We start from the raw sequence: 19,720 nt of genomic DNA, 5'->3' as shown, positions 1-19,720 counted from the left end.
ATGAAAAAACCTTCATTAACGCCGCACAGGGCGCTTCTGCAACTTACGTTGCAAGGTCCGGCGGTGCATGCCCAGCGCCCGGGCTGTGGCGGAAATATTGCCCTCGTGCTCGGTCAGCACGCGCTGGATGTGCTCCCACTGCAAGCGATCCACCGACATCGGATTCTCGGGGACCAGCGTGTCGAGGTTGGCGTGTTCGGACAGCAGAGCCGCCAGCACATCATCGGCATCAGCCGGTTTGCACAGGTAATTGCACGCGCCGCGCTTGATGGCTTCGACCGCCGTGGCAATGCTCGAATAACCGGTGAGGATCACCACACGCATGTCCGGGTCCATTTCCAGCAGCTTGGGCAGCAGCACCAGCCCTGAATCGCCATCCATTTTCAGGTCCAGCGCGGCGTATTCAGGAATGTCCTGCTGCGCCAGCGCCAGGCCTTCCTCGGCTGAACCTGCGGTGCTCACCCGAAAACCACGACGGCTCATGGCCCTCGCCATTACACGGGTGAACGTCGCGTCGTCATCGACCAGCAACAGGTGCGGCAGCTCTTCGCCTTCGACCTGGATGTCTTCGTCACTCATGCTTCTTCTCCTCGCGTATCTCGGGGCAGGCGCAGCTCGGTGAGCGTACCGCCTTCTTCATGACTGTAGAGCTTTACCGAGCCACCCGCACGGGTGACGCTGGCCTTGCTCAGAAACAGACCCAGGCCGAAACCTTTGCCCTTGGTAGTAAAGAACGGCTTGCCGATCTGTTCGGCAATTGCCAGCGGCACACCTGCGCCGTGGTCGCGAATACTGATACAGACTTCTGTGCTGTCCCAGTTCAGGTTGACTTCAAGGCCATCGGGGCAGGCGTCGGCCGCGTTGTTGAGCAGGTTGAGCAGCGCCTGGGTAAGGTCCGGTGGCGGGGCCAGCATCGGCACCTCGCCCTTGCCCAACTGGTAAAAGCGGTAGCTCACTTCCGGGCGCATCAAATGCCAACGGTTGAGGGATTCGTCCAGCCAGCGGGTGGCAGGCTGCTGTTCAACGGCCATACGCCGGTTAGCTTCGGCGGCACGCACCAGTTGCTGAAGGGTCTGTTTGCACTGCTTGACCTGCTCCTGCAACACCGACAGGTCGTCCTGCAAAGCAGGGTCACCGTGGTCCTGGCGCATTTCCTTGAGCAGCACGCTCATGGTCGCCAGTGGAGTGCCCAGTTCATGGGCCGCGCCTGCGGCCTGAGTCGCGACGGCAAGCAGTTGTTGATCGCGCAAGCCCTCCTCCCGGCGCTCGGCGCGCAACTGTTCCTGGCGACGCAGCTCTTCGGCCATCTTTGCCGCGAAAAAGGTGATGACGGAAGCCGCCAGCGCAAAACTCAGCCACATGCCGTAGACCTGCATGTTTTCCCGGGCAATGGAGTCGGTTTCCAGCGGGTACGAGCGCACCATCAGCAAGGTGTACATGCTCAGCGCAAAGCCGGACAGAATCAGCGAGTAACGCCATGGCAGCGTGGCGGCGGCAATGGTCAGCGGCACCAGATAATAAGACACGAACGGGTTGGCCGAGCCGCCCGAGTAATACAGCAGCGCGCTGTGAATCAGTAGGTCCAGCGCCAGTTGCAGCGCATATTCAAGCTCGGTGAGCGGCAGCGAGGTGCGCAGACGGATGACGGTCAGCCCGCACAGCACCAGCGAGCAGCCCAGGGTGATCGACAGTTGCAGCCACGGCAGTGGCAGAAAGTCGAACAGCCAGGCCATACCTACCGAGCCGGCTTGCGCGGCCAGCACCAGAATACGGATGAATGTCAGGCGCCACAGGTTTTGACGTGTGGCCGAAAGCATTTGAACGGGGGCGAGCATGAGCTCTCCTGATGAGTGCTCCAGGCGGATCGCAGCGAGTATAACCAAGCGAGAGGCAAAACTGGAAAAGTGCGTCAACGCACCGCACACCAGAGCAGTCCGGCATCGCAGGAACCGGGCCAAAGCGCTACAGTCAGAACACTTTGCGCCGAGCGACACGTGTCGCAGGCCGTTTGATAACAAGGAGCTCTCATGTTCAATCTTCGCCCTGCTGCCACGCTCGTCGCGCTGGCCGCCGCCCTGTCCAGCCTGCCGGCCCTGGCTGAAGAAGCCCGCTACAACCAGATTTCCTTGCGCGCCGAGGTCAACCAGGAAGTCCAGCGCGACCTGATGCTGGTTACCCTTTATACCGAAGCACAGGACAGCGACCCGGCCAAACTGGCAGCTCAGATCACTGAAACCCTGAACAAGGCTCTGGGCCAGGCGCGGCAGGTCAAGGATGTGAAGATCCGTCAGGGCAGCCGCAACAGCTATCCGGTTTACGACGACAAAGGGCAGAAGATCACCGGCTGGCGTGAACGCGCCGAGCTGCGTCTGGAAAGTGCAGACTTTGCGGTACTTTCGAAGCTGACCGGCGAGCTGCTGACGGATCTGAAAATGGGCGGCATGGACTTCTCGATCTCGCCATCGACCCGCAAGGCCAGCGAAGACGCCCTGCTCAAGGACGCCGTGACTGCGTTCAAGGCCCGAGCGCAACTGGTCACAGAAGCCTTGGGCGGCACGGGTTACAAGCTGGTTAACCTGAACCTGAACACCTCGGGCTACCCGCAGCCGTATCTGCGCGCACCGGTGATGATGATGGCAAAATCCTCGCGGGAAGACTCAGCGCCAACACCCGATGTCGAAGCGGGCACCAGCCAGGTCAGCGTTGCAGCCGATGGCGTGATTGAAGTCGCGATCCCCTGAGAAACGGTCATCATTTATTCCGAGCCCGGAAACCGGAGCTCAATCAGCACAACTATCGCTCCCATGCTCTGCGTGGGAATGCAGTTACCGACGCTCTGCGTCCAATATTGAGAACGCAGCACTACGCGAGGGATCCATGGGACACACACTCTTCAAACCGCTGCTGCTGACCTCCGCCCTGCTGGCCTGCGCACCTCTGGCCCAGGCGGCCAGCACACTGGTGTATTGCTCGGAAGCCAGCCCAGCCGGTTTCGACCCCAGTCAGTACACCAGCGGCACCGACTTCGATGCCTCGGCCGAAACCGTCTTCAACCGCCTGACCCAATTCAAGCGTGGCGGCACGGAAGTGGAGCCAGGCCTGGCTACTCGCTGGGACGTCTCGCCGGATGGCCTGACCTACACGTTTCATCTGCGCGACGGCGTGAAGTTTCACACCACGGACTACTTCACTCCTACTCGCGCATTCAACGCGGACGACGTGCTGTTCACGTTCAACCGCCTGCTCGACGCCAACCATCCGTTCCGCAAGGCCTACCCGTCCGAGTCGCCCTACTTCACTGATATGGGCCTGAACACAACGATCAAGAGCGTCGAGAAAGTCGACCCGCTGACCGTCAAGTTCACCCTGAACAACATTGACGCTGCGTTCGTGCAGAACCTGGCCATGAGCTTCGCGTCCATCCAGTCTGCCGAATACGCCGACCAGTTGCTCAAGGAAGGCAAGGCCGAGGACTTGAACCAGAAGCCGATCGGCACTGGCCCGTTCGTCTTCAAACGCTACCAGAAAGACTCGCAGATCCGTTACGCGGGCAACACCGAGTACTGGAAGCCCGAGGACGTGAAGATCGACAATCTGATCTTCTCGATCAGCAGCGATGCCGCAGTGCGCATGCAGAAGCTCAAGGCTGGCGAATGTCAGGTCAGCGGCTATCCGCGTCCGCAGGACATCGAAGAAATGAAAAAGGACCCGAAACTCAAGGTCCTCAGCCAGCCGGGCTTCAACCTGGGGTTCCTCGCCTACAACGTCACCCATGCGCCGCTTGATCAGCTCAAGGTGCGCCAGGCGCTGGACATGGCTATCGATAAACCGGCGATTATCAAAGCGGTTTACCAGAGCGCCGGTCAACTGGCCGAAAACGCCTTGCCGCCGGGTCAGTGGAGCTATGACCCGACGATCAAGGATGCCCCTCACGATCTGACCAAGGCAAAGCAACTGCTCAAGGAAGCAGGCGTGGCACCGGGCACGAAAATCGACCTGTGGGCCATGACCGTACAGCGCGCCTCGAACCCCAATGCGCGCATGTCTGCACAGATGATTCAGTCCGACTGGGAAAAGATCGGCATCAAGGCCAACATCGTCAGCTACGAGTGGGGCGAATACATCAAGCGCGCCAAGGCAGGCGAGCATGACGCGATGATCTACGGCTGGACGGGTGACAACGGCGACCCTGACAACTGGCTAGGTGTGCTGTACAGCTGTGCAGCCGTCAAAGGCAGCAACTACGCCAAGTGGTGCGACCCGGCCTACGACAAGCTGGTGCAGCAGGCCAAGCTGACCAGTAACCGCGACGAGCGCATCAAGCTCTATCAGCAGGCCCAGCACATTCTCAAGCAGCAGGTACCGATCACACCTATTGCCAACTCGAAGGTGTTTCAGCCGATGCGCCAGGAAGTGCAGGACTTCAAGATCAGCCCATTCGGTCTGACACCCTTCTATGGTGTCAGCCTGGGAACAGTGAAGTAACAACATGGCTCCAACCGGGTGCATTTTTCTCACCCGGTTGCGCCTTAACGGTGCGTGAAACGTTTCAAAAAACGACACGCAAACGATCAACAGGGTCGAAAATTACACTTTCGCGACATTCCTGTACGATCGTGCCACTCTTTGTCGCTTCTTTGGCGTCACTGTCTTGCTTTGGGTATGGCCCCTGCATAAGTATCGGATGGATCGGCTCACGAGGTCGTTCCCTCTAATCAAAATGACAACAACTGAGGCAACCATGCTCAAACACGCGGTCATTCCGTTTCTGGTCGGCGCCAGCCTGCTCGCCAGTGCTCCTTTCGCTCACGCAGCTTCGAATCTGGTGTTCTGCTCCGAGGGCAGCCCTGCCGGATTCGATCCGGGTCAATACACCACAGGTACTGACTTCGACGCCGCAGCAGAGACCATTTTCAACCGCCTGAGCCAGTTTGAACGCGGCGGCACCGCCGTGGTGCCCGGCCTGGCAACCAAGTGGGACATCTCTGATGATGGCCTGACGTACACCTTCCACCTTCGCGAAGGCGTCAAGTTCCATACCACGCCCTACTTCAAGCCGACCCGTGAATTCAATGCCGATGACGTGCTGTTCACGTTCAATCGCATGATCGACAAGGACATGCCTTACCGCAAAGCGTATCCGACCGAATTCCCGTACTTCACTGATATGGGTATGGACACCAACATCACCAAGATCGAAAAAGTCGACGACCACACCGTCAAGTTCACTCTTGGCAAAGTCGACGCTGCGTTCATCCAGAACATGGCCATGAGCTTCGCGTCCATCCAGTCCGCAGAGTACGCCGCCAAGCTGCTCAAGGAAGGCAAGCCGGAGCTGATCAACCAGCAGCCTATCGGCACCGGTCCGTTTGTGTTCAAGAGCTACCAGAAAGACTCCAATATTCGTTACACCGGCAACAAGGACTATTGGAAGCCTGAAGACGTCAAGGTCGACAACCTGATCTTCGCCATCACCACCGACGCCTCGGTGCGCATGCAGAAGCTCAAGAAAAACGAATGCCAGATCACCGCTTACCCACGTCCTGCCGACCTTGAGCCACTCAAGGCCGACAAAAACCTGAAGATGCCTGATCAGGCTGGCTTCAACCTGGGTTACATCGCCTACAACGTGATGCCTGAGATCAAGGGCGAAGACCATCCAAATCCCCTGGCTCAGTTGAAAGTGCGCCAAGCGCTGGACATGGCGGTCAACAAGCAGCAGATCATCGACTCGGTTTACCAGGGTGCAGGCCAATTGGCGGTCAACGCCATGCCGCCGACCCAGTGGTCCTATGACACCACCATCAAGGATGCCAAGTACGATCCCGAGAAAGCTCGCGAGCTGCTCAAGGAAGCGGGCATCAAGGAAGGCACCGAAATCACCCTGTGGGCGATGCCGGTTCAGCGTCCTTACAACCCCAACGCCAAACTGATGGCCGAAATGCTCCAGAACGACTGGAAGAAGATCGGTATCAACGCCAAGATCGTCAGCTATGAATGGGGCGAGTACATCAAGCGGGCCAAGAATGGCGAGAACGGCGCCATGCTGATTGGCTGGAGCGGCGACAACGGTGACCCGGACAACTGGCTCGGCACCCTGTTCGGCTGTGACGCCCTGAACGGCAACAACTTTGCCAAATGGTGTGACAAGCCGTTCGACACGCTGATCCATCAGGCCAAGGAAACGTCCGATCAGGCCAAGCGCACCGAGCTGTACAAACAGGCGCAACACCTCCTGAAAGACGCAGTGCCGATGACGCCTATTGCGCACTCGACTGTCTACCAGCCCATGCGCACTAGCGTACAGGACTTCAAGATCAGCCCGTTTGGCTTGAATTCCTTCTACGGCGTGAGCGTAACCGGGAAATAAAACCGGCGGCAGGCTGCGCCGCCCAACCGGCGCAGCCTGCCGTTCTACCTGAACATGAGCCCCGAGCAGTTGGTTGAAAAAGTGTCGATATTGGCACTCTTCGACTATCACTAAGATATTTCCTACGCACTTTGCTGCCTGCGAGCCTATATACCGCGCGTCTTTGGCGAATTACCGTCCTGAGGTCGCGGCAACTGGCAGGAAGCCAGCCGCTTCGTGGCCGTTGTAACCCAATGTGTGCGGACAGGTTGTTCGGAAATCTTTTTCGGGTCAGCGCCTTCGGGCCAGTTAGACATTCGAGCCTCGGCTCGTCCTTTGAAGGATAGGGATCATCATGCGTAAAACTCTTGCGATGACGTCGTGCCTGGGGCTGTTTGCACTTGCCCCGTTTGCCCAGGCGGCAAGCAATCTGGTGTTCTGCTCCGAAGCAAGTCCGGCTGGCTTCGACGGTGCTCAATACACCTCATCCACGGATAACGATGCATCAGAGCCGATCTACAACCGTCTGACCGAGTTCAAGCAGGGCGATACCAGCGTGGTTCCGGGGCTGGCTACTTCATGGGATGTTTCGCAAGACGGTCTGACCTACACGTTTCATCTGCGCGAAGGCGTGAAGTTTCACAGCAACAAGAACTTCAAGCCCAGCCGTGATTTCAATGCCGACGACGTGCTGTTCACCTTCAACCGCATGCTCAACCCCGACCATCCGTTTCGCAAAGCCTACCCGACCGAGTTCCCCTACTTCACCAGTATGGGCCTGAACAAAAAGATCAAATCCATCGACAAGACCGACCCGCTGACCGTGGTGTTCACCCTCAATACGGTCGATGCAGCGTTCATCCAGAACATCGCGATGAACTTCGCCGGGATCCTCTCCGCCGAATACGCCGAACAACTGATGGCCAAGGGTGATGTACGCGACATCAACCAGCAACCGATTGGCACGGGGCCTTTCGTGTTCCAGCGCTATCAGAAAGACTCGCAGGTTCGTTACAAGGGCAACAAGGAGTTCTGGGATCCGAGCCGGGTGAAGATTGACCAGTTGATTTTCGCCATCGTGACCGACGCCTCTGCCCGCATGCAGAAGCTCAAGGCCAACGAGTGCCAGGTCTCGGTCAACCCGCGTCCGGCAGACCTCGCCAGCCTCAAGGAAGACAAAAGCCTGCAGATCATCGAGAAGCCAGGCTTCAACCTCGGCTACATCTCCTACAACGTGCGCCACGAGCCGCTCGGCAAGCTGGAAGTGCGCCAGGCGCTGGACATGGCCGTCAACAAGAAGGCAATCATCAACGCGGTTTATCAGGGCGCAGGGCAGCTGGCAGTCAATGCCATGCCGCCGACCCAGTGGTCCTACGATGACAGCATCAAGGACGCACCTTACGACCCGGAAAAAGCCAAAACCCTGCTGCGCGCGGCTGGCGTCAAGGAAGGCACCGAACTGACCCTCTGGGCCATGCCGGTCCAGCGTCCTTACAACCCCAACGCCAAACTGATGGCCGAGATGCTGCAGGCCGACTGGGCCAAGGTTGGCATCAAGGTCAAGATCGTCAGTTACGAATGGGGTGAATACCTCAAGCGCACCAAGAACGGCGAGCACGATATCTCGCTGATCGGCTGGACCGGCGACAACGGTGACCCGGACAACTGGCTGGGCACGCTGTACAGCTGCGCCGCCATTGGCGGTAACAACTACTCGATGTGGTGCGACGAAAAATACGACCAGCTGGTCAAGGCCGCCGTCGCTGTCACCGACCGCGAGCAGCGCACCGACCTGTACAAACAGGCGCAACGCTACCTCAAGGAACAGGTGCCGATCACCCCGATTGCCCACTCGACTGTCAATCAGCCGTTGCGCGCCGAGGTCAGGGACTTCCACGTCAGCCCGTTTGGTCGCAACAACTTTTCAGGCGTCAGCATCGCCGACTGATCAGCAACCACGCATGCCCTCGCCGTCTTGTGTCACGGCGAGAGCCAGCACTTGCGCGTTTATACCGATAACAACGCAGGGCCCAAAGCCCTGCACCACCAAAAGCCAGGCTTAAGAACTGGCATATAAAAAAGTGATAAAGGGAGCTGCACATCGTGAAAACAACAAGTACTGCGTTATTGGCCTTATCTCTCTCGTCGTTCGGCGCATTGGTTCAGGCAGAACCAGCGAGCCAGACGTTCATACCGACCGAGCTGAGTTCGAAGAATGCACAGGCCGACGCCAATGGCTTTATCGAAGATCAACACCTGACCGGCACGACCCGCAACTGGTACGCCAACGAACTAAAGCGTCGTGGCGAGGTTTTCCGCTACAACGACAACGGCATCGCTGAGCAGACCTCGCGTCGTATTAACTGGCAGCAGGGCACCATCGTCAACTACACCTCTGGCTACACGCAGGGCGTTGTAGGTTTCGCCACCGAGCTGGCACTGTACAACGCCATTGCGCTGGACCGTGACACCGATGACTTTGCAGGCAGTTCCAACCGGACCCTGGCCCACCGTGACGGCGATGCAGTCGGTCAGTGGAGCAAAATGGGCCTGGGCAACGTCAAGGCGCGGGTTTCCAACACCGTCCTGACCATGGGTCGCCAATCGGTGAACACCCCGGTCATCGCCTTCATTGGCAACCGCGCACTGCCTTCCAGCTTCCAGGGTTTCGCCGTACAGAGCGACGAGCTCAACAACCTGTCGTTTCAAGCCGGTAGCTTCGACCGCGTATCGCCACGTATGGAGCAGAGTCTGGACAAGTTCCGCTCCGAGTACGGTGATCGCAGCAAGACCGCCGACCGCCTGGACATGTTCGGCGCTGACTACAAGCCGACCGACAGCCTGACTGCCAGCTTCTACGCGTCCAACCTGGAAGACTTCTGGCACCAGTACTACTTCGCCTTCACCCACGAACTGGGCGATAGCAAGACCTTCGCGTTGAGCACCAACCTGAACTACTACAAAACCAAGGATGCTGGTCAGAGCAAGCTGGGCGCAATCGACAACGATACCTACAGCCTGTCCTTCACCGGTACGCATAACGCGCACAGCATCAGCGTTGCGTACCAGGAAGTTAACGGTAACGAGTATTTCGACTACGCCCACGACACCAACGCAATCTTCCTGGCCAACTCCCTGCTCTCGGACTTCAACGGCCCGAACGAGAAGTCCCTGCAGGTCGCTTACGTACTGAACATGGCCGAATATGGCGTGCCGGGTTTGAAATTCAACATCTACCAGGCACGTGGCTGGGACATCGACGGTACGCACTACAGAGGTACCGGTTACACCGACGTACTGGCAATGGACGGCGAGACTCACTACGAATACGGTATCGGTACGTCGTACTCCGTGCAGTCCGGCCCGCTCAAGGCCACTGCCATCCGCGCCACGTACACCACTCACCGCGCCAGCGAGAATCAGGCTGATGGCAACATCAACGAATTCCGTCTGGTGACCACCGTTCCGTTCAACATTCTTTGATTCGCTGAAAACCGTTCTGGTGCAAGGCAACAGCCTTGCGCCAGAACATCACCATCGGCGTCAACTCTATGGAGGGTTCACAATGAAACTGTTATCGCTACGCAACTCGATCGCCCTGGCCCTGCTCAGCGTCGCCGTCAGTGTTTCGGCAAAACCCCTGGTGGTCTGCACCGAAGCCAGCCCCGAAGGCTTCGACATGGTGCAATACACAACAGCCGTGACGGCCGACGCCGTGGCTGAAACCGTATTCAATCGCCTGGCAGATTTCAAACCCGGCACCACGGAAGTTATTCCAGCGCTGGCTGAATCCTGGGACATCAGCGAAGACGGTCTGACCTACACTTTCCACCTGCGCAAAGGCGTCAAGTTCCACACCACCGACTACTTCAAACCGACCCGCGACATGAATGCCGACGATGTGCTCTGGAGTTTTCAGCGTCAGCTGGACCCGAAACACCCGTGGCATGACAAGTCGAGCGTCGGCTTCCCCTACTTTGAAAGCATGGGCTTCAAAGAGCTGCTGAAAAGCGTCGAGAAAACTGACGACTACACCGTCAAGTTCACCCTGACCCGTCGCGAAGCGCCATTCCTGGCCGACCTGGCCATGGCGTTCGCCTCTATCTACCCGGCGGAATATGCCGACCAGTTGTTGAAAGCCGACAAGACCAACGATCTAAACAGCAAGCCAATCGGCACCGGCCCGTTCATCTTCCAGCGCTATGCCAAGGATGCGCAGGTACGCTTCAAGGCCAACCCGGATTACTTCCGCGGCAAGCCGCCTGCCGAAGCACTGATTCTGGCCATCGCCACCGACAACAACGTGCGCCTGCAGAAACTCAAGGCCAACGAATGTCAGATCGCGCTGTACCCAAAGCCGGACGACGTTCCGAGCATCAAGAAAGACCCGAATCTGAAAATCGATGAAATGGAGGCCATGACCACCGGCTATATTGCGATCAACACCACGCACAAATATTTGAGCGATGTGCGGGTACGCAAAGCCATTGACATGACGTTCGACAAGAACGCTTATGTCAACGCGGTGTTCGGCAAGGGTAATGCGCTGGTAGCAGTCAACCCGTATCCGCCGACCCTGCTGGGTTACAACAACAGCCTGAAGAATCCGCCGGTCGACCTCGACAAGGCACGCGCCTTGCTGAAGGAAGCAGGCGTGCCGGAAGGCACCACGTTTACCCTGTTCACCCGCAACGGCGGTGGCCCGACCAACCCTAACCCGATGCTCGGCGCGCAAATGATGCAGTCCGACCTGGCAAAGATCGGCATCAAGATCGACATTCGCGTCATGGAATGGGGCGAAATGCTCAAACGCGCCAAGAATGGCGAACATGACATGGTGTCTGCCGGCTGGGCAGGCGACAATGGCGACCCGGACAACTTCCTGACCCCGATGCTTAGTTGTGAAGCGGCGAAAAACGGCGAGAACTATGCACGCTGGTGCAATGCCGAATTCCAGACGCTGATCGACAAGGCCCGCGAAACAGTGAACCCGCAGGAGCGTGCGACGCTCTATGAGCAAGCTCAGGCAATATTCAACAAGGACCAGCCGTGGATCAGTATGGCTCACACCAGAATGTTCACGGCCATGCGTAAAAATGTGGAGGGCTACCAAATCAGCCCGCTCACAACCAACAACTTCGCCACTACCCAGGTGAAGTAGAAAAATAATCCGGCGAGCTCATAACCCGAGACTCGCCGGAGCACGCCTAACCGGCTGATGAGGTACACACCAAGATGTTTAGTTTTATCGCCCGCCGAGTGGGGTTGCTGATACCCACTTTCTTCGGCATCACCTTATTGACCTTCGCCCTGATTCGCCTGATTCCGGGCGACCCGGTCGAAGTCATGATGGGTGAGCGCCGGGTCGATCCGGAAATGCACGCTCAGGCCATGGAACGTCTTGGTCTGAATAAGCCACTGTATGCCCAGTACATCGATTACATCGGCAAGCTCGCCCACGGCGACCTCGGTGAATCGCTGCGTACGCGCACCAGTGTCTGGAGCGAATTCACCTCGCTGTTCCCGGCAACCCTGGAGTTGTCGCTGGCGGCACTGATTTTTGCGGGTATTCTCGGCTTGCTGGCCGGGGTCATCGCCGCACTCAAGCGAGGGTCCCTGTTCGACCATGGGGTCATGGGGATTTCCCTGGCGGGCTACTCCATGCCGATCTTCTGGTGGGGCCTGATCCTTATCATGTTCTTCTCGGTATCACTGGGCTGGACGCCGGTATCCGGGCGGATCGACCTGCTGTACGACATTCCGCCGGTCACCGGCTTCATGCTGATCGACACCTTGCTCAGTGACGAACAAGGCGCGTTTCTCGATGCGTTGCATCACCTGATTCTTCCGGCCATCGTGCTGGGCACCATCCCGCTGGCGGTAATCGCCCGGATGACCCGCTCTTCGATGCTCGAAGTACTGCGTGAAGACTACGTGCGTACTGCACGGGCCAAAGGCCTGTCGCCAGCGCGCGTGGTATTCGTTCACGGCCTGCGCAACGCGCTGATTCCAGTGCTGACCGTATTCGGCCTGCAAATCGGCACATTGCTGGCCGGTGCGGTACTGACCGAAACGATCTTCTCTTGGCCCGGTATCGGCAAGTGGCTGATCGAAGCCATCGGTGCCCGGGATTATCCGGTCGTGCAAAACGGCATTCTGCTGATCGCCTGTCTGGTGATCCTGGTCAACTTCGTGGTGGATATCCTCTACGGCTTTGCCAACCCACGCATCCGTCATCAGCGCTGAGATCATCGATATGAGCACCCCTACTCCTGCGGTAGCAGTCGATCAAAGCCTGCTTTACCCATCCCCGTACAAAGAATTCTGGCAAGCGTTCTCGAAAAACAAAGGCGCGGTTGCCGGCCTGCTGTTCATGATCCTGATCGTGTTCTGCGCCCTGTTCGCCCCGTGGGTTGCGCCACATGACCCGAGCGAGCAATACCGTGACTTCCTGCTGACACCTCCGGTGTGGCTTGAAGGCGGTCAATGGCAATTCATCCTCGGCACCGACGAACTGGGCCGCGATCTGTTGTCGCGTCTGATCCAGGGTTCGCGCCTGTCGCTGCTGATCGGTCTGGCATCGGTGGTCATGTCGCTGATCCCGGGCATCCTGCTGGGCTTGCTGGCGGGCTTCTTCCCGCGCGTGCTGGGCCCTTCGGTCATGCGCCTGATGGACATCATGCTGGCCCTGCCATCGCTGCTGCTGGCTGTAGCCATCGTGGCAATTCTCGGCCCTGGCCTGATCAACACCGTGATCGCCATCGCCATCGTGTCGCTGCCGTCCTACGTACGTCTGACCCGCGCAGCGGTAATGGGCGAGCTGAACCGTGACTACGTGACGGCTGCGCGTCTGGCCGGTGCCACCCTGCCACGCCTGATGTTCATCACCGTGCTGCCCAACTGCATGGCACCGCTGATCGTTCAGGCAACGCTGAGTTTTTCCTCGGCCATTCTCGACGCCGCAGCGCTGGGCTTTCTGGGCCTTGGCGTACAGCCACCGACGCCTGAGTGGGGCACCATGCTCGCCTCGGCGCGCGACTACATCGAACGTGCCTGGTGGGTCGTCAGCCTGCCCGGTCTGACCATTTTGCTCAGCGTGCTGGCAATCAACCTGATGGGCGACGGTCTGCGCGATGCGCTGGACCCGAAACTCAAGAACGCCGCCTGAGGAGATTCGCATGTCACTTCTTGAAATCAAGAATCTCAACGTCCGCTTCGGCGACGCCAAAGCCGTACCTGTTGTGGACGGCCTGTCCCTGAGCGTCGAAAAAGGCGAAGTATTGGCCATTGTTGGCGAATCGGGGTCCGGTAAATCCGTGACCATGATGGCGCTGATGGGGCTGATCGATTCACCCGGCATCATCACCGCCGACGCGCTCAACTTCGACGGCAAGGACCTGCTCAAGCTGAACGCACGGCAGCGTCGTCGCATCATCGGCAAAGACCTGGCGATGGTTTTCCAGGACCCGATGACCGCGCTGAACCCCAGTTACACCGTGGGCTTCCAGATCGAGGAAGTGCTGCGCCAGCACCTGAACATGTCGGGCAAGGCGGCACGCCAGCGCGCGCTGGAACTGCTGGAAAAGGTCGAAATCCCTGGCGCGGCTGCGCGCCTGAATGCCTACCCGCATCAACTGTCGGGCGGCATGAGCCAGCGTGTGGCAATTGCCATGGCCATCGCCGGCGAACCGAAACTGCTGATCGCCGACGAACCGACCACCGCGCTGGACGTGACCATTCAGGCGCAGATCATGGAGCTGTTGCTGAGCCTGCAAAAAGAGCAGGACATGGCGCTGGTGCTGATCACTCACGACCTGGCGGTAGTGGCTGAAACCGCGCAGCGCGTCTGTGTGATGTATGCCGGTCAGGCCGTGGAAGTCGGTCAGGTGCCCGGTCTGTTCGAGGTCCCTGCCCACCCGTACAGCGAAGCCTTGCTGGCTGCTATTCCCGAGCACAGCATGGGCGCCGAACGCCTCGCCACGCTGCCGGGCATGGTTCCGGGTCGCTATGACCGGCCACAGGGTTGCCTGCTTTCACCGCGCTGCCCGTATGTGCGCGACAACTGCCGGACCGAACGTCCTGGCCTGGACCCCAAGGCCCATAGCCTGGCGCGCTGCTTCTATCCCTTGAATCAGGAGGTGGCGTAATGAGCGTCGTACTTACCGCCCGCGACCTTACCCGTCACTACGAAGTCTCCCGAGGCCTGTTCAAAGGCACAGCGCTGGTGCGCGCGCTTAACGGTGTGTCCTTCGAACTGGAAGCCGGCAAGACCCTGGCTGTGGTCGGCGAGTCCGGCTGTGGCAAGTCGACGCTGGCCCGCGCGCTGACACTGATTGAAGAACCTTCATCGGGTTCGCTGAAAATCGCTGGCCAGGAAGTGACCGGTGCCAGCAAGTCCGAGCGCAAGCAGTTGCGCAAAGACGTACAGATGGTATTCCAGAGCCCTTACGCGTCGCTCAACCCACGCCAGAAAGTCGGTGACCAGCTCGGCGAGCCGCTGTTGATCAACACCAAACTGTCGGCAGCAGAACGTCGGGAAAAAGTGCAGGCGATGATGGCTCAGGTCGGTTTGCGCCCCGAGCACTATCAGCGCTACCCGCATATGTTTTCCGGCGGTCAGCGTCAGCGTATCGCGCTGGCCCGGGCGATGATGCTACAGCCCAAAGTGCTGGTCGCGGACGAACCGACTTCGGCGCTGGACGTGTCGATTCAGGCACAGGTGCTGAACCTGTTCATGGATTTGCAGCAGGAATTCAATACCGCCTACGTGTTCATCTCCCACAACCTTTCGGTGGTGCGTCATGTCGCCGATACGGTCTTGGTGATGTACCTGGGGCGGCCAGCGGAAATGGGGCCCAAGGAAGAGATCTATAACCGTCCGCTGCACCCTTACACTCAGGCACTGTTGTCAGCGACCCCGACCATCCACCCGGACCCGCTCAAACCGAAGATCAAGATCGTCGGCGAGCTGCCCAACCCGCTCAACCCGCCAAGCGGCTGCGCTTTCCACAAGCGCTGCCCTTACGCGACCGAACGTTGCGCAACAGACGTACCGGAACTGCGCCTGGTGGATAACCGCCAGGTGGCCTGCCACTATGCCGAGCAATTTGTAGCGGCATAGGCTGAAGCTAGAAGCTAGAAGCTAGAAGCTAGAAGCTAGAAGACTATCGTGCCCACGCTCCAGCGTGGGCACGCAGTTCTGGACGCTCCGCGTCCAATCTTTCTCAAAGACTTTCGTATCGGCACGCCGATCAATACACATCCCGCCGATAACGTCCTTGCTCGATCAGCTCACTGACTCTCTGCTCTCCCAGCACATCCTTCAACACCTGATCCACCCCCGCCGCCATACCGAGCAGGCTGCCACAAATATAGATCGCGGCACCGTCGTCCAGCCATTTTCGCAGTTCATCAGCCGCATCACGCAAGCGATCCTGCACGTAGATTTTCTCAGCCTGGTCACGTGAGAAGGCAAGATCCAGTCGATTCAGATGACCAGCCTCCAGCCAGTCCTCCAGTTCGTTACCACAATGAAAATCGTGGGCGCGGTTACGTTCGCCGAATAGCAGCCAGTTGCGCATCTGCCCTTGAGCGATGCGAGACTTGAGCAGACTGCGCAAACCGGCCAGCCCCGTACCATTGCCCAGCAGGATCAGCGGGACGGAATCGACAGGCAAATGAAAACTGCTGTTGCGGCGCAAACGCAGACTGATCGCGCCGTCGAGGTCGGCATGGGTGGTCAGCCAGCCGGAGCCCAGCCCCAGACTGCCGTCAGGATGAACTTCCTGACGCACGATGAGTTGCAGACGTCCGTCTTCCGGAATCGAAGCGATCGAATATTCACGAGCAGATACCGGCGCCAGCGCGTCGATCAGCGCCTGCGCGTGCAGGCCCACCAGATGCGCACGATTGTGCGGCAGTTGGCGGGTTGCCAGCGCCTGACTGAGCGGCTCCTGCAAGCCATCCACGGCTACCGGCGTGGCAGGATCGACACCCAGCCCGGCGAGAAAGGGTTCAATGACCTGTGCCGCATTGCGCGGCATCACCTCGACCAGATCCCCCGCCTGCCAGCTCGCTGACGTCGACGCTGTCAGGTCCAGCAGGTAAACCTTCGAACCACTGCTGCCCGGGTTCAAATGCTCGCGCCGCGCCAGCGTCCAGTTCTCGAACACCGGTGCCTGCCAGTGCGTTGAAGGCACGGAGCCAGTCAATTGTCCCAGCTGCTGCTGCCAGTGTTGCAGGGCTGCTGGATCAGCGCTGTCCACTTCAACAGGCGGGAACAACGTGCGCCCGCCACGCTCAGCCAACCAGCCATGCAAACGATGGGCAAAACCGCAGAAATGCGGGTATTGACGATCGCCCAGGGCCAGAACGGCGTATTCGAGCTGCTTCAGTTCCAACGGACGGCCCAGCAACTTACGCTCGAAACCTCGCGCGCTATCGGGCGCCTCGCCCTCACCAAAGGTGCTGACGACGAACAGCGCCTTACGACTCTGACTGAAATCCTCTTCGGTCAAATCGCCCAGCCGCTTCACGCGCACAGACACTCCTGAAGCCTGCAACTGGCCAGCAGCCTGCCAGGCCAACTGCTCGGCAAAACCGCTCTGGCTGGCGAAACCTATCAGCCAGGAAGCAGCATCATCTGCCCATTCACTCTGAACCTCGCCGCGCGCACTTCTGACAGCGCGCTGCTTGCGACGTCGATCCAGGTACAACAACCAGCCAGTGATAAAGAACAGCGGCATCATCAACGATGCAGCCGTCATGATGAGCCGGCCGACGAGGCCGAAATAGCTACCAACGTGCAGCGCATAGTTGCTGGCCAGCAATTGCGCGCCGAAACTGCGCTCTGCATAGCGTGAAACCGAGCTGACTTGACCGTTGGCCGGGTCAAGCGTGATGCTGTTCAAGGCCCGTGGATGAGGTGAGTCCTTGAGCAGGTAGAACACCGTGGCCGGTTGGCCGCCAGAAGCAGGCAAACGCAAGTTATAAGCACGTAGTTCAGGCCCGGCGGTTTTCTGCACACTGTCCCAGATGGCAGCGTAATCAACCAGCAACGGCTCGGATTGGCTGGAAGGGGCCACAGGGGCTTTGCGCTGTACAGGCAGCGAATCTCCCAGCAGCCTGTTCAGACCATTGCTCACCCAGTCATAAGACCAGTTAAGGCCCGTGATCGCGAACAGCAGGTAGAACAACAGGCACCAGGTACCAAACACCGAATGCAGGTCCCAGTTGAAACTGCGGCCCTTTTTAGCCCAGTCCATCGTCAGCCAGACACGCCAGTTCAGCGCGTTGCGAGGCCAGCGCAGGTAGAGCCCGGACAGGCAGAAGAACACCAGAACCAGTGTGCAGGCCGCAGTGATCTGTTTACCCACCTCACCTGCTGCCAGATAACGATGCAGTTGCAGGACAAAGTCGAAAAAGCCCTCACCTACAGCATCGCCTTTCAGCTCGCCGGTATAGGGATCGAAATTGCGTTTGGGACCGCGCCGTTCGCCCGGCTCCGGGGTGAAATACACCTGAGCGGCACGATTGCCCAGCGTATCGACACGCAGCATAGCGACGGTCAGCCCGGTCGCTGCCTCCAGCCTGTGAACAAGCTCAATCGGTGGCAAGGTAGCCGTACGCTCCTGCACGAGCAGAACGTCTGGGTTCAGAACATCAAGAATTTCGTCTTCGAACGAATACAGCGCGCCGGTAATCCCCATGAGGGTCAGCACCAGACCTGCCGTGATCCCAAAGAACCAGTGCAGTTGAAACAGGACTTTCTTCAACGCCGACGCTCTCCCCCTCTGCAGGCTGCGGCGCGCAGTATGCTCCAACCGCGACGCATTCTCATCTTAAAATCGAGGTAACGTGGGTTTCCCTGTTCATTCGTGCCGCTGACGGGAACAAAACATCTTTATTAAAAAGCATTGAATTTATACATATACCACCTCTGTAAAAAAGGGCAGCCGCCCACGGCAGACTGACTGTAAAGAGTCATTTATCTTACATCTTTAATCCATGTTTATGCTTTGACGCCCTCACCCTTAAAACACTAACCTTTTTCAACACGAGAACATTAACATGTTGAGGAGATCAACATCTGTTCTCCCAGTGGAAATAAGGACATACCCATGAACCCAATGTTTTACAACGTCATGCAGGCGTTACCTTTATCCGGAGACCTCAAGGCGGATGAGGCGATAAAAACGGCCGAACTGTTCAGTACGATGTCGTCTGCCAATGATAAGCACGTCACCCGTGCACCCGGTTTGATTCTGACCAAAGAGCAGATTATCAACCTCAAGAAATATGAATTGGCGGGCCTCGCCCTGCCCGTTGAGCTGGAGGACGTCATTGTTTATCTCGGCTATTCAAAAGGCGCCGGTGCAGGGCTTGAACCTGAAGACTTCCTGAAAAGTTTCAACCTTATCCACCGGCATGCGCGTCGCTGGAGTCCTCTGCGCACCGACCTTCTGGGCATCGGCAGCAAACTGAAGGTCTTCGCAGGCAAGATGCTGGTGTACGGCCAGAGCATGGAGGAGATCAACGGCGACGTCAGGGCCGGGAAAATCGTTGACCATCACCAGATCAAGACACTGGAGGATGTAACGCGCTTGAGTCTTGAACTGGGCAAGGACTTCCCGGGCATCGAGCTGGATGAAAACGATAAGGAGATCACCCAGGAAATCGGCTCCCACCTCACCGATATACTGGACCTGATTGCAGCCAATCTGGCCGATGCCCAAACCATCAAGAAGGAACTGGATCAGTTTGGCCTGGACCTGTCGCTGCATGTCGGGCCCGAGATACAGCGCAAAATGGTTGCCATCGACAACAGTTCACTGCCGGCCGACGTGGCGAAGCTGAACCTGGATATCGAACAGCGCGCAAAGGACATCGATGAAAAGAACAAAGAATACAAGGCGGTGGTACAACAATCGTTGAATTCGGTCAGTAGCTTGAACATTGTGGGCTTGGCATTGGGCATTTATTTCGGCGTAGAAGCTGAAAATGTCAGGGCCGCACGCAATGAATTAATGACGCAACAAACCGCCGACATAGAAACCTTGCAAGACAAGAACACTATTCTGGGCTCATTGAGCAGGGTAAAGTTTAACTTGCAGAACCTGGCAACGATTGTGGTCGATGCCGACGTGGCGACTAAAAACCTGATTACCGTATGGAACAAACTGTTTTTGTTTATTGAGGCGTCTGCGGTATCGGCGTCCGAGATAAACGATGCCTTGTCCTTACGGCAATTTATGAATCACTTCAGACAAGTCGTTCACCCCTGGAAGACCATCGAAGTCGACTCGGACGCCTTGCTTAATGTGTTTAAGGAAGCGGATGAAGAATATAAACGGATTTATGGATAACTCGACA

14 protein-coding genes are annotated in these 19,720 nt (G+C 58.1%); 11 read left to right on the top strand and 3 right to left on the bottom strand.

Translation table 11 applies throughout. From position 1 onward, the window contains the following. Positions 1-15 precede the first annotated feature (15 nt). Positions 16-579, bottom strand: coding sequence for a response regulator transcription factor (locus RYB66_RS11775; RefSeq protein WP_002555185.1), 564 nt, complete (start codon positions 577-579; stop codon positions 16-18). Next, on the bottom strand, positions 576-1,835 hold the full coding sequence (locus RYB66_RS11770) for an ATP-binding protein (protein ID WP_002555186.1): 1,260 nt from the start codon (positions 1,833-1,835) through the stop codon (positions 576-578). Before RYB66_RS11770 ends, RYB66_RS11775 begins: the two co-directional genes overlap by 4 nt. Positions 1,836-2,027: 192 nt before the next feature. Between RYB66_RS11770 and RYB66_RS11765 the strand changes: the two genes are divergently transcribed. From RYB66_RS11765 to RYB66_RS11720, 10 genes are all read left to right on the top strand, one after another. Further along, positions 2,028-2,741: an SIMPL domain-containing protein gene (locus tag RYB66_RS11765; RefSeq protein ID WP_005745322.1), complete on the top strand. Its 714-nt coding sequence runs from the start codon at positions 2,028-2,030 to the stop codon at positions 2,739-2,741. Positions 2,742-2,877: 136 nt separating this feature from the next. Continuing rightward, positions 2,878-4,485, top strand: a complete 1,608-nt coding sequence (locus tag RYB66_RS11760; protein WP_010193032.1) for an ABC transporter substrate-binding protein — start codon at positions 2,878-2,880, stop codon at positions 4,483-4,485. 256 nt (positions 4,486-4,741) lie between these two features. Further along, entirely contained in the window at positions 4,742-6,370 is a 1,629-nt protein-coding gene (locus RYB66_RS11755; protein WP_005780851.1) for an ABC transporter substrate-binding protein, read from the top strand. 334 nt (positions 6,371-6,704) lie between these two features. Further along, on the top strand, positions 6,705-8,297 hold the full coding sequence (locus RYB66_RS11750; protein WP_057401029.1) for an ABC transporter substrate-binding protein: 1,593 nt from the start codon (positions 6,705-6,707) through the stop codon (positions 8,295-8,297). Between the two features lie 155 nt (positions 8,298-8,452). Beyond that, positions 8,453-9,832 (top strand): OprD family porin, encoded by a 1,380-nt coding sequence (locus RYB66_RS11745; RefSeq protein WP_316882327.1) that lies wholly within the window; start codon positions 8,453-8,455, stop codon positions 9,830-9,832. 82 nt (positions 9,833-9,914) lie between these two features. After that, the gene (locus RYB66_RS11740) at positions 9,915-11,510 is read left to right on the top strand and encodes an ABC transporter substrate-binding protein (protein WP_005745330.1); all 1,596 of its coding nucleotides are present in this window, start codon (positions 9,915-9,917) and stop codon (positions 11,508-11,510) included. A 74-nt stretch (positions 11,511-11,584) separates the two neighbouring features. After that, entirely contained in the window at positions 11,585-12,595 is a 1,011-nt protein-coding gene (locus tag RYB66_RS11735) for an ABC transporter permease subunit (RefSeq protein ID WP_002555193.1), read from the top strand. A 10-nt stretch (positions 12,596-12,605) separates the two neighbouring features. Beyond that, positions 12,606-13,517, top strand: a complete 912-nt coding sequence (locus RYB66_RS11730) for an ABC transporter permease subunit (protein WP_002555194.1) — start codon at positions 12,606-12,608, stop codon at positions 13,515-13,517. A gap of 10 nt (positions 13,518-13,527) precedes the next feature. Then, positions 13,528-14,496 (top strand): ABC transporter ATP-binding protein, encoded by a 969-nt coding sequence (locus tag RYB66_RS11725; protein WP_002555195.1) that lies wholly within the window; start codon positions 13,528-13,530, stop codon positions 14,494-14,496. After that, the gene (locus tag RYB66_RS11720; RefSeq protein ID WP_003379694.1) at positions 14,496-15,470 is read left to right on the top strand and encodes a peptide ABC transporter ATP-binding protein; all 975 of its coding nucleotides are present in this window, start codon (positions 14,496-14,498) and stop codon (positions 15,468-15,470) included. Before RYB66_RS11725 ends, RYB66_RS11720 begins: the two co-directional genes overlap by 1 nt. A 130-nt stretch (positions 15,471-15,600) precedes the next feature. On the opposite strand, the gene RYB66_RS11715 is transcribed toward RYB66_RS11720, so the two are convergent. Further along, positions 15,601-18,123, bottom strand: a complete 2,523-nt coding sequence (locus RYB66_RS11715) for a PepSY domain-containing protein (RefSeq protein WP_005745332.1) — start codon at positions 18,121-18,123, stop codon at positions 15,601-15,603. Positions 18,124-18,468: 345 nt separating this feature from the next. Here RYB66_RS11715 and RYB66_RS11710 point away from each other — a divergent pair, with 345 nt between their 5' ends. Then, entirely contained in the window at positions 18,469-19,713 is a 1,245-nt protein-coding gene (locus RYB66_RS11710; RefSeq protein WP_005780838.1) for an alpha-xenorhabdolysin family binary toxin subunit A, read from the top strand. Positions 19,714-19,720: the final 7 nt, after the last annotated feature.

The organism is Pseudomonas syringae group sp. 243L2 (assembly GCF_032587875.1).
Lineage (GTDB): Bacteria > Pseudomonadota > Gammaproteobacteria > Pseudomonadales > Pseudomonadaceae > Aquipseudomonas > Aquipseudomonas amygdali.
This window is presented reverse-complemented; position numbering and strand designations above follow the sequence as displayed.

Coding starts and splice junctions, on each gene's coding strand:
- RYB66_RS11775 (WP_002555185.1), bottom strand. CDS start 579: ATGAGTGACGAAGACATCCAGGTCGAAGGCGAAGAGCTGCCGCACCTG.
- RYB66_RS11765 (WP_005745322.1), top strand. CDS start 2,028: ATGTTCAATCTTCGCCCTGCTGCCACGCTCGTCGCGCTGGCCGCCGCC.
- RYB66_RS11710 (WP_005780838.1), top strand. CDS start 18,469: ATGAACCCAATGTTTTACAACGTCATGCAGGCGTTACCTTTATCCGGA.
- RYB66_RS11730 (WP_002555194.1), top strand. CDS start 12,606: ATGAGCACCCCTACTCCTGCGGTAGCAGTCGATCAAAGCCTGCTTTAC.
- RYB66_RS11755 (WP_005780851.1), top strand. CDS start 4,742: ATGCTCAAACACGCGGTCATTCCGTTTCTGGTCGGCGCCAGCCTGCTC.
- RYB66_RS11750 (WP_057401029.1), top strand. CDS start 6,705: ATGCGTAAAACTCTTGCGATGACGTCGTGCCTGGGGCTGTTTGCACTT.
- RYB66_RS11720 (WP_003379694.1), top strand. CDS start 14,496: ATGAGCGTCGTACTTACCGCCCGCGACCTTACCCGTCACTACGAAGTC.
- RYB66_RS11760 (WP_010193032.1), top strand. CDS start 2,878: ATGGGACACACACTCTTCAAACCGCTGCTGCTGACCTCCGCCCTGCTG.
- RYB66_RS11770 (WP_002555186.1), bottom strand. CDS start 1,835: ATGCTCGCCCCCGTTCAAATGCTTTCGGCCACACGTCAAAACCTGTGG.
- RYB66_RS11735 (WP_002555193.1), top strand. CDS start 11,585: ATGTTTAGTTTTATCGCCCGCCGAGTGGGGTTGCTGATACCCACTTTC.
- RYB66_RS11725 (WP_002555195.1), top strand. CDS start 13,528: ATGTCACTTCTTGAAATCAAGAATCTCAACGTCCGCTTCGGCGACGCC.
- RYB66_RS11740 (WP_005745330.1), top strand. CDS start 9,915: ATGAAACTGTTATCGCTACGCAACTCGATCGCCCTGGCCCTGCTCAGC.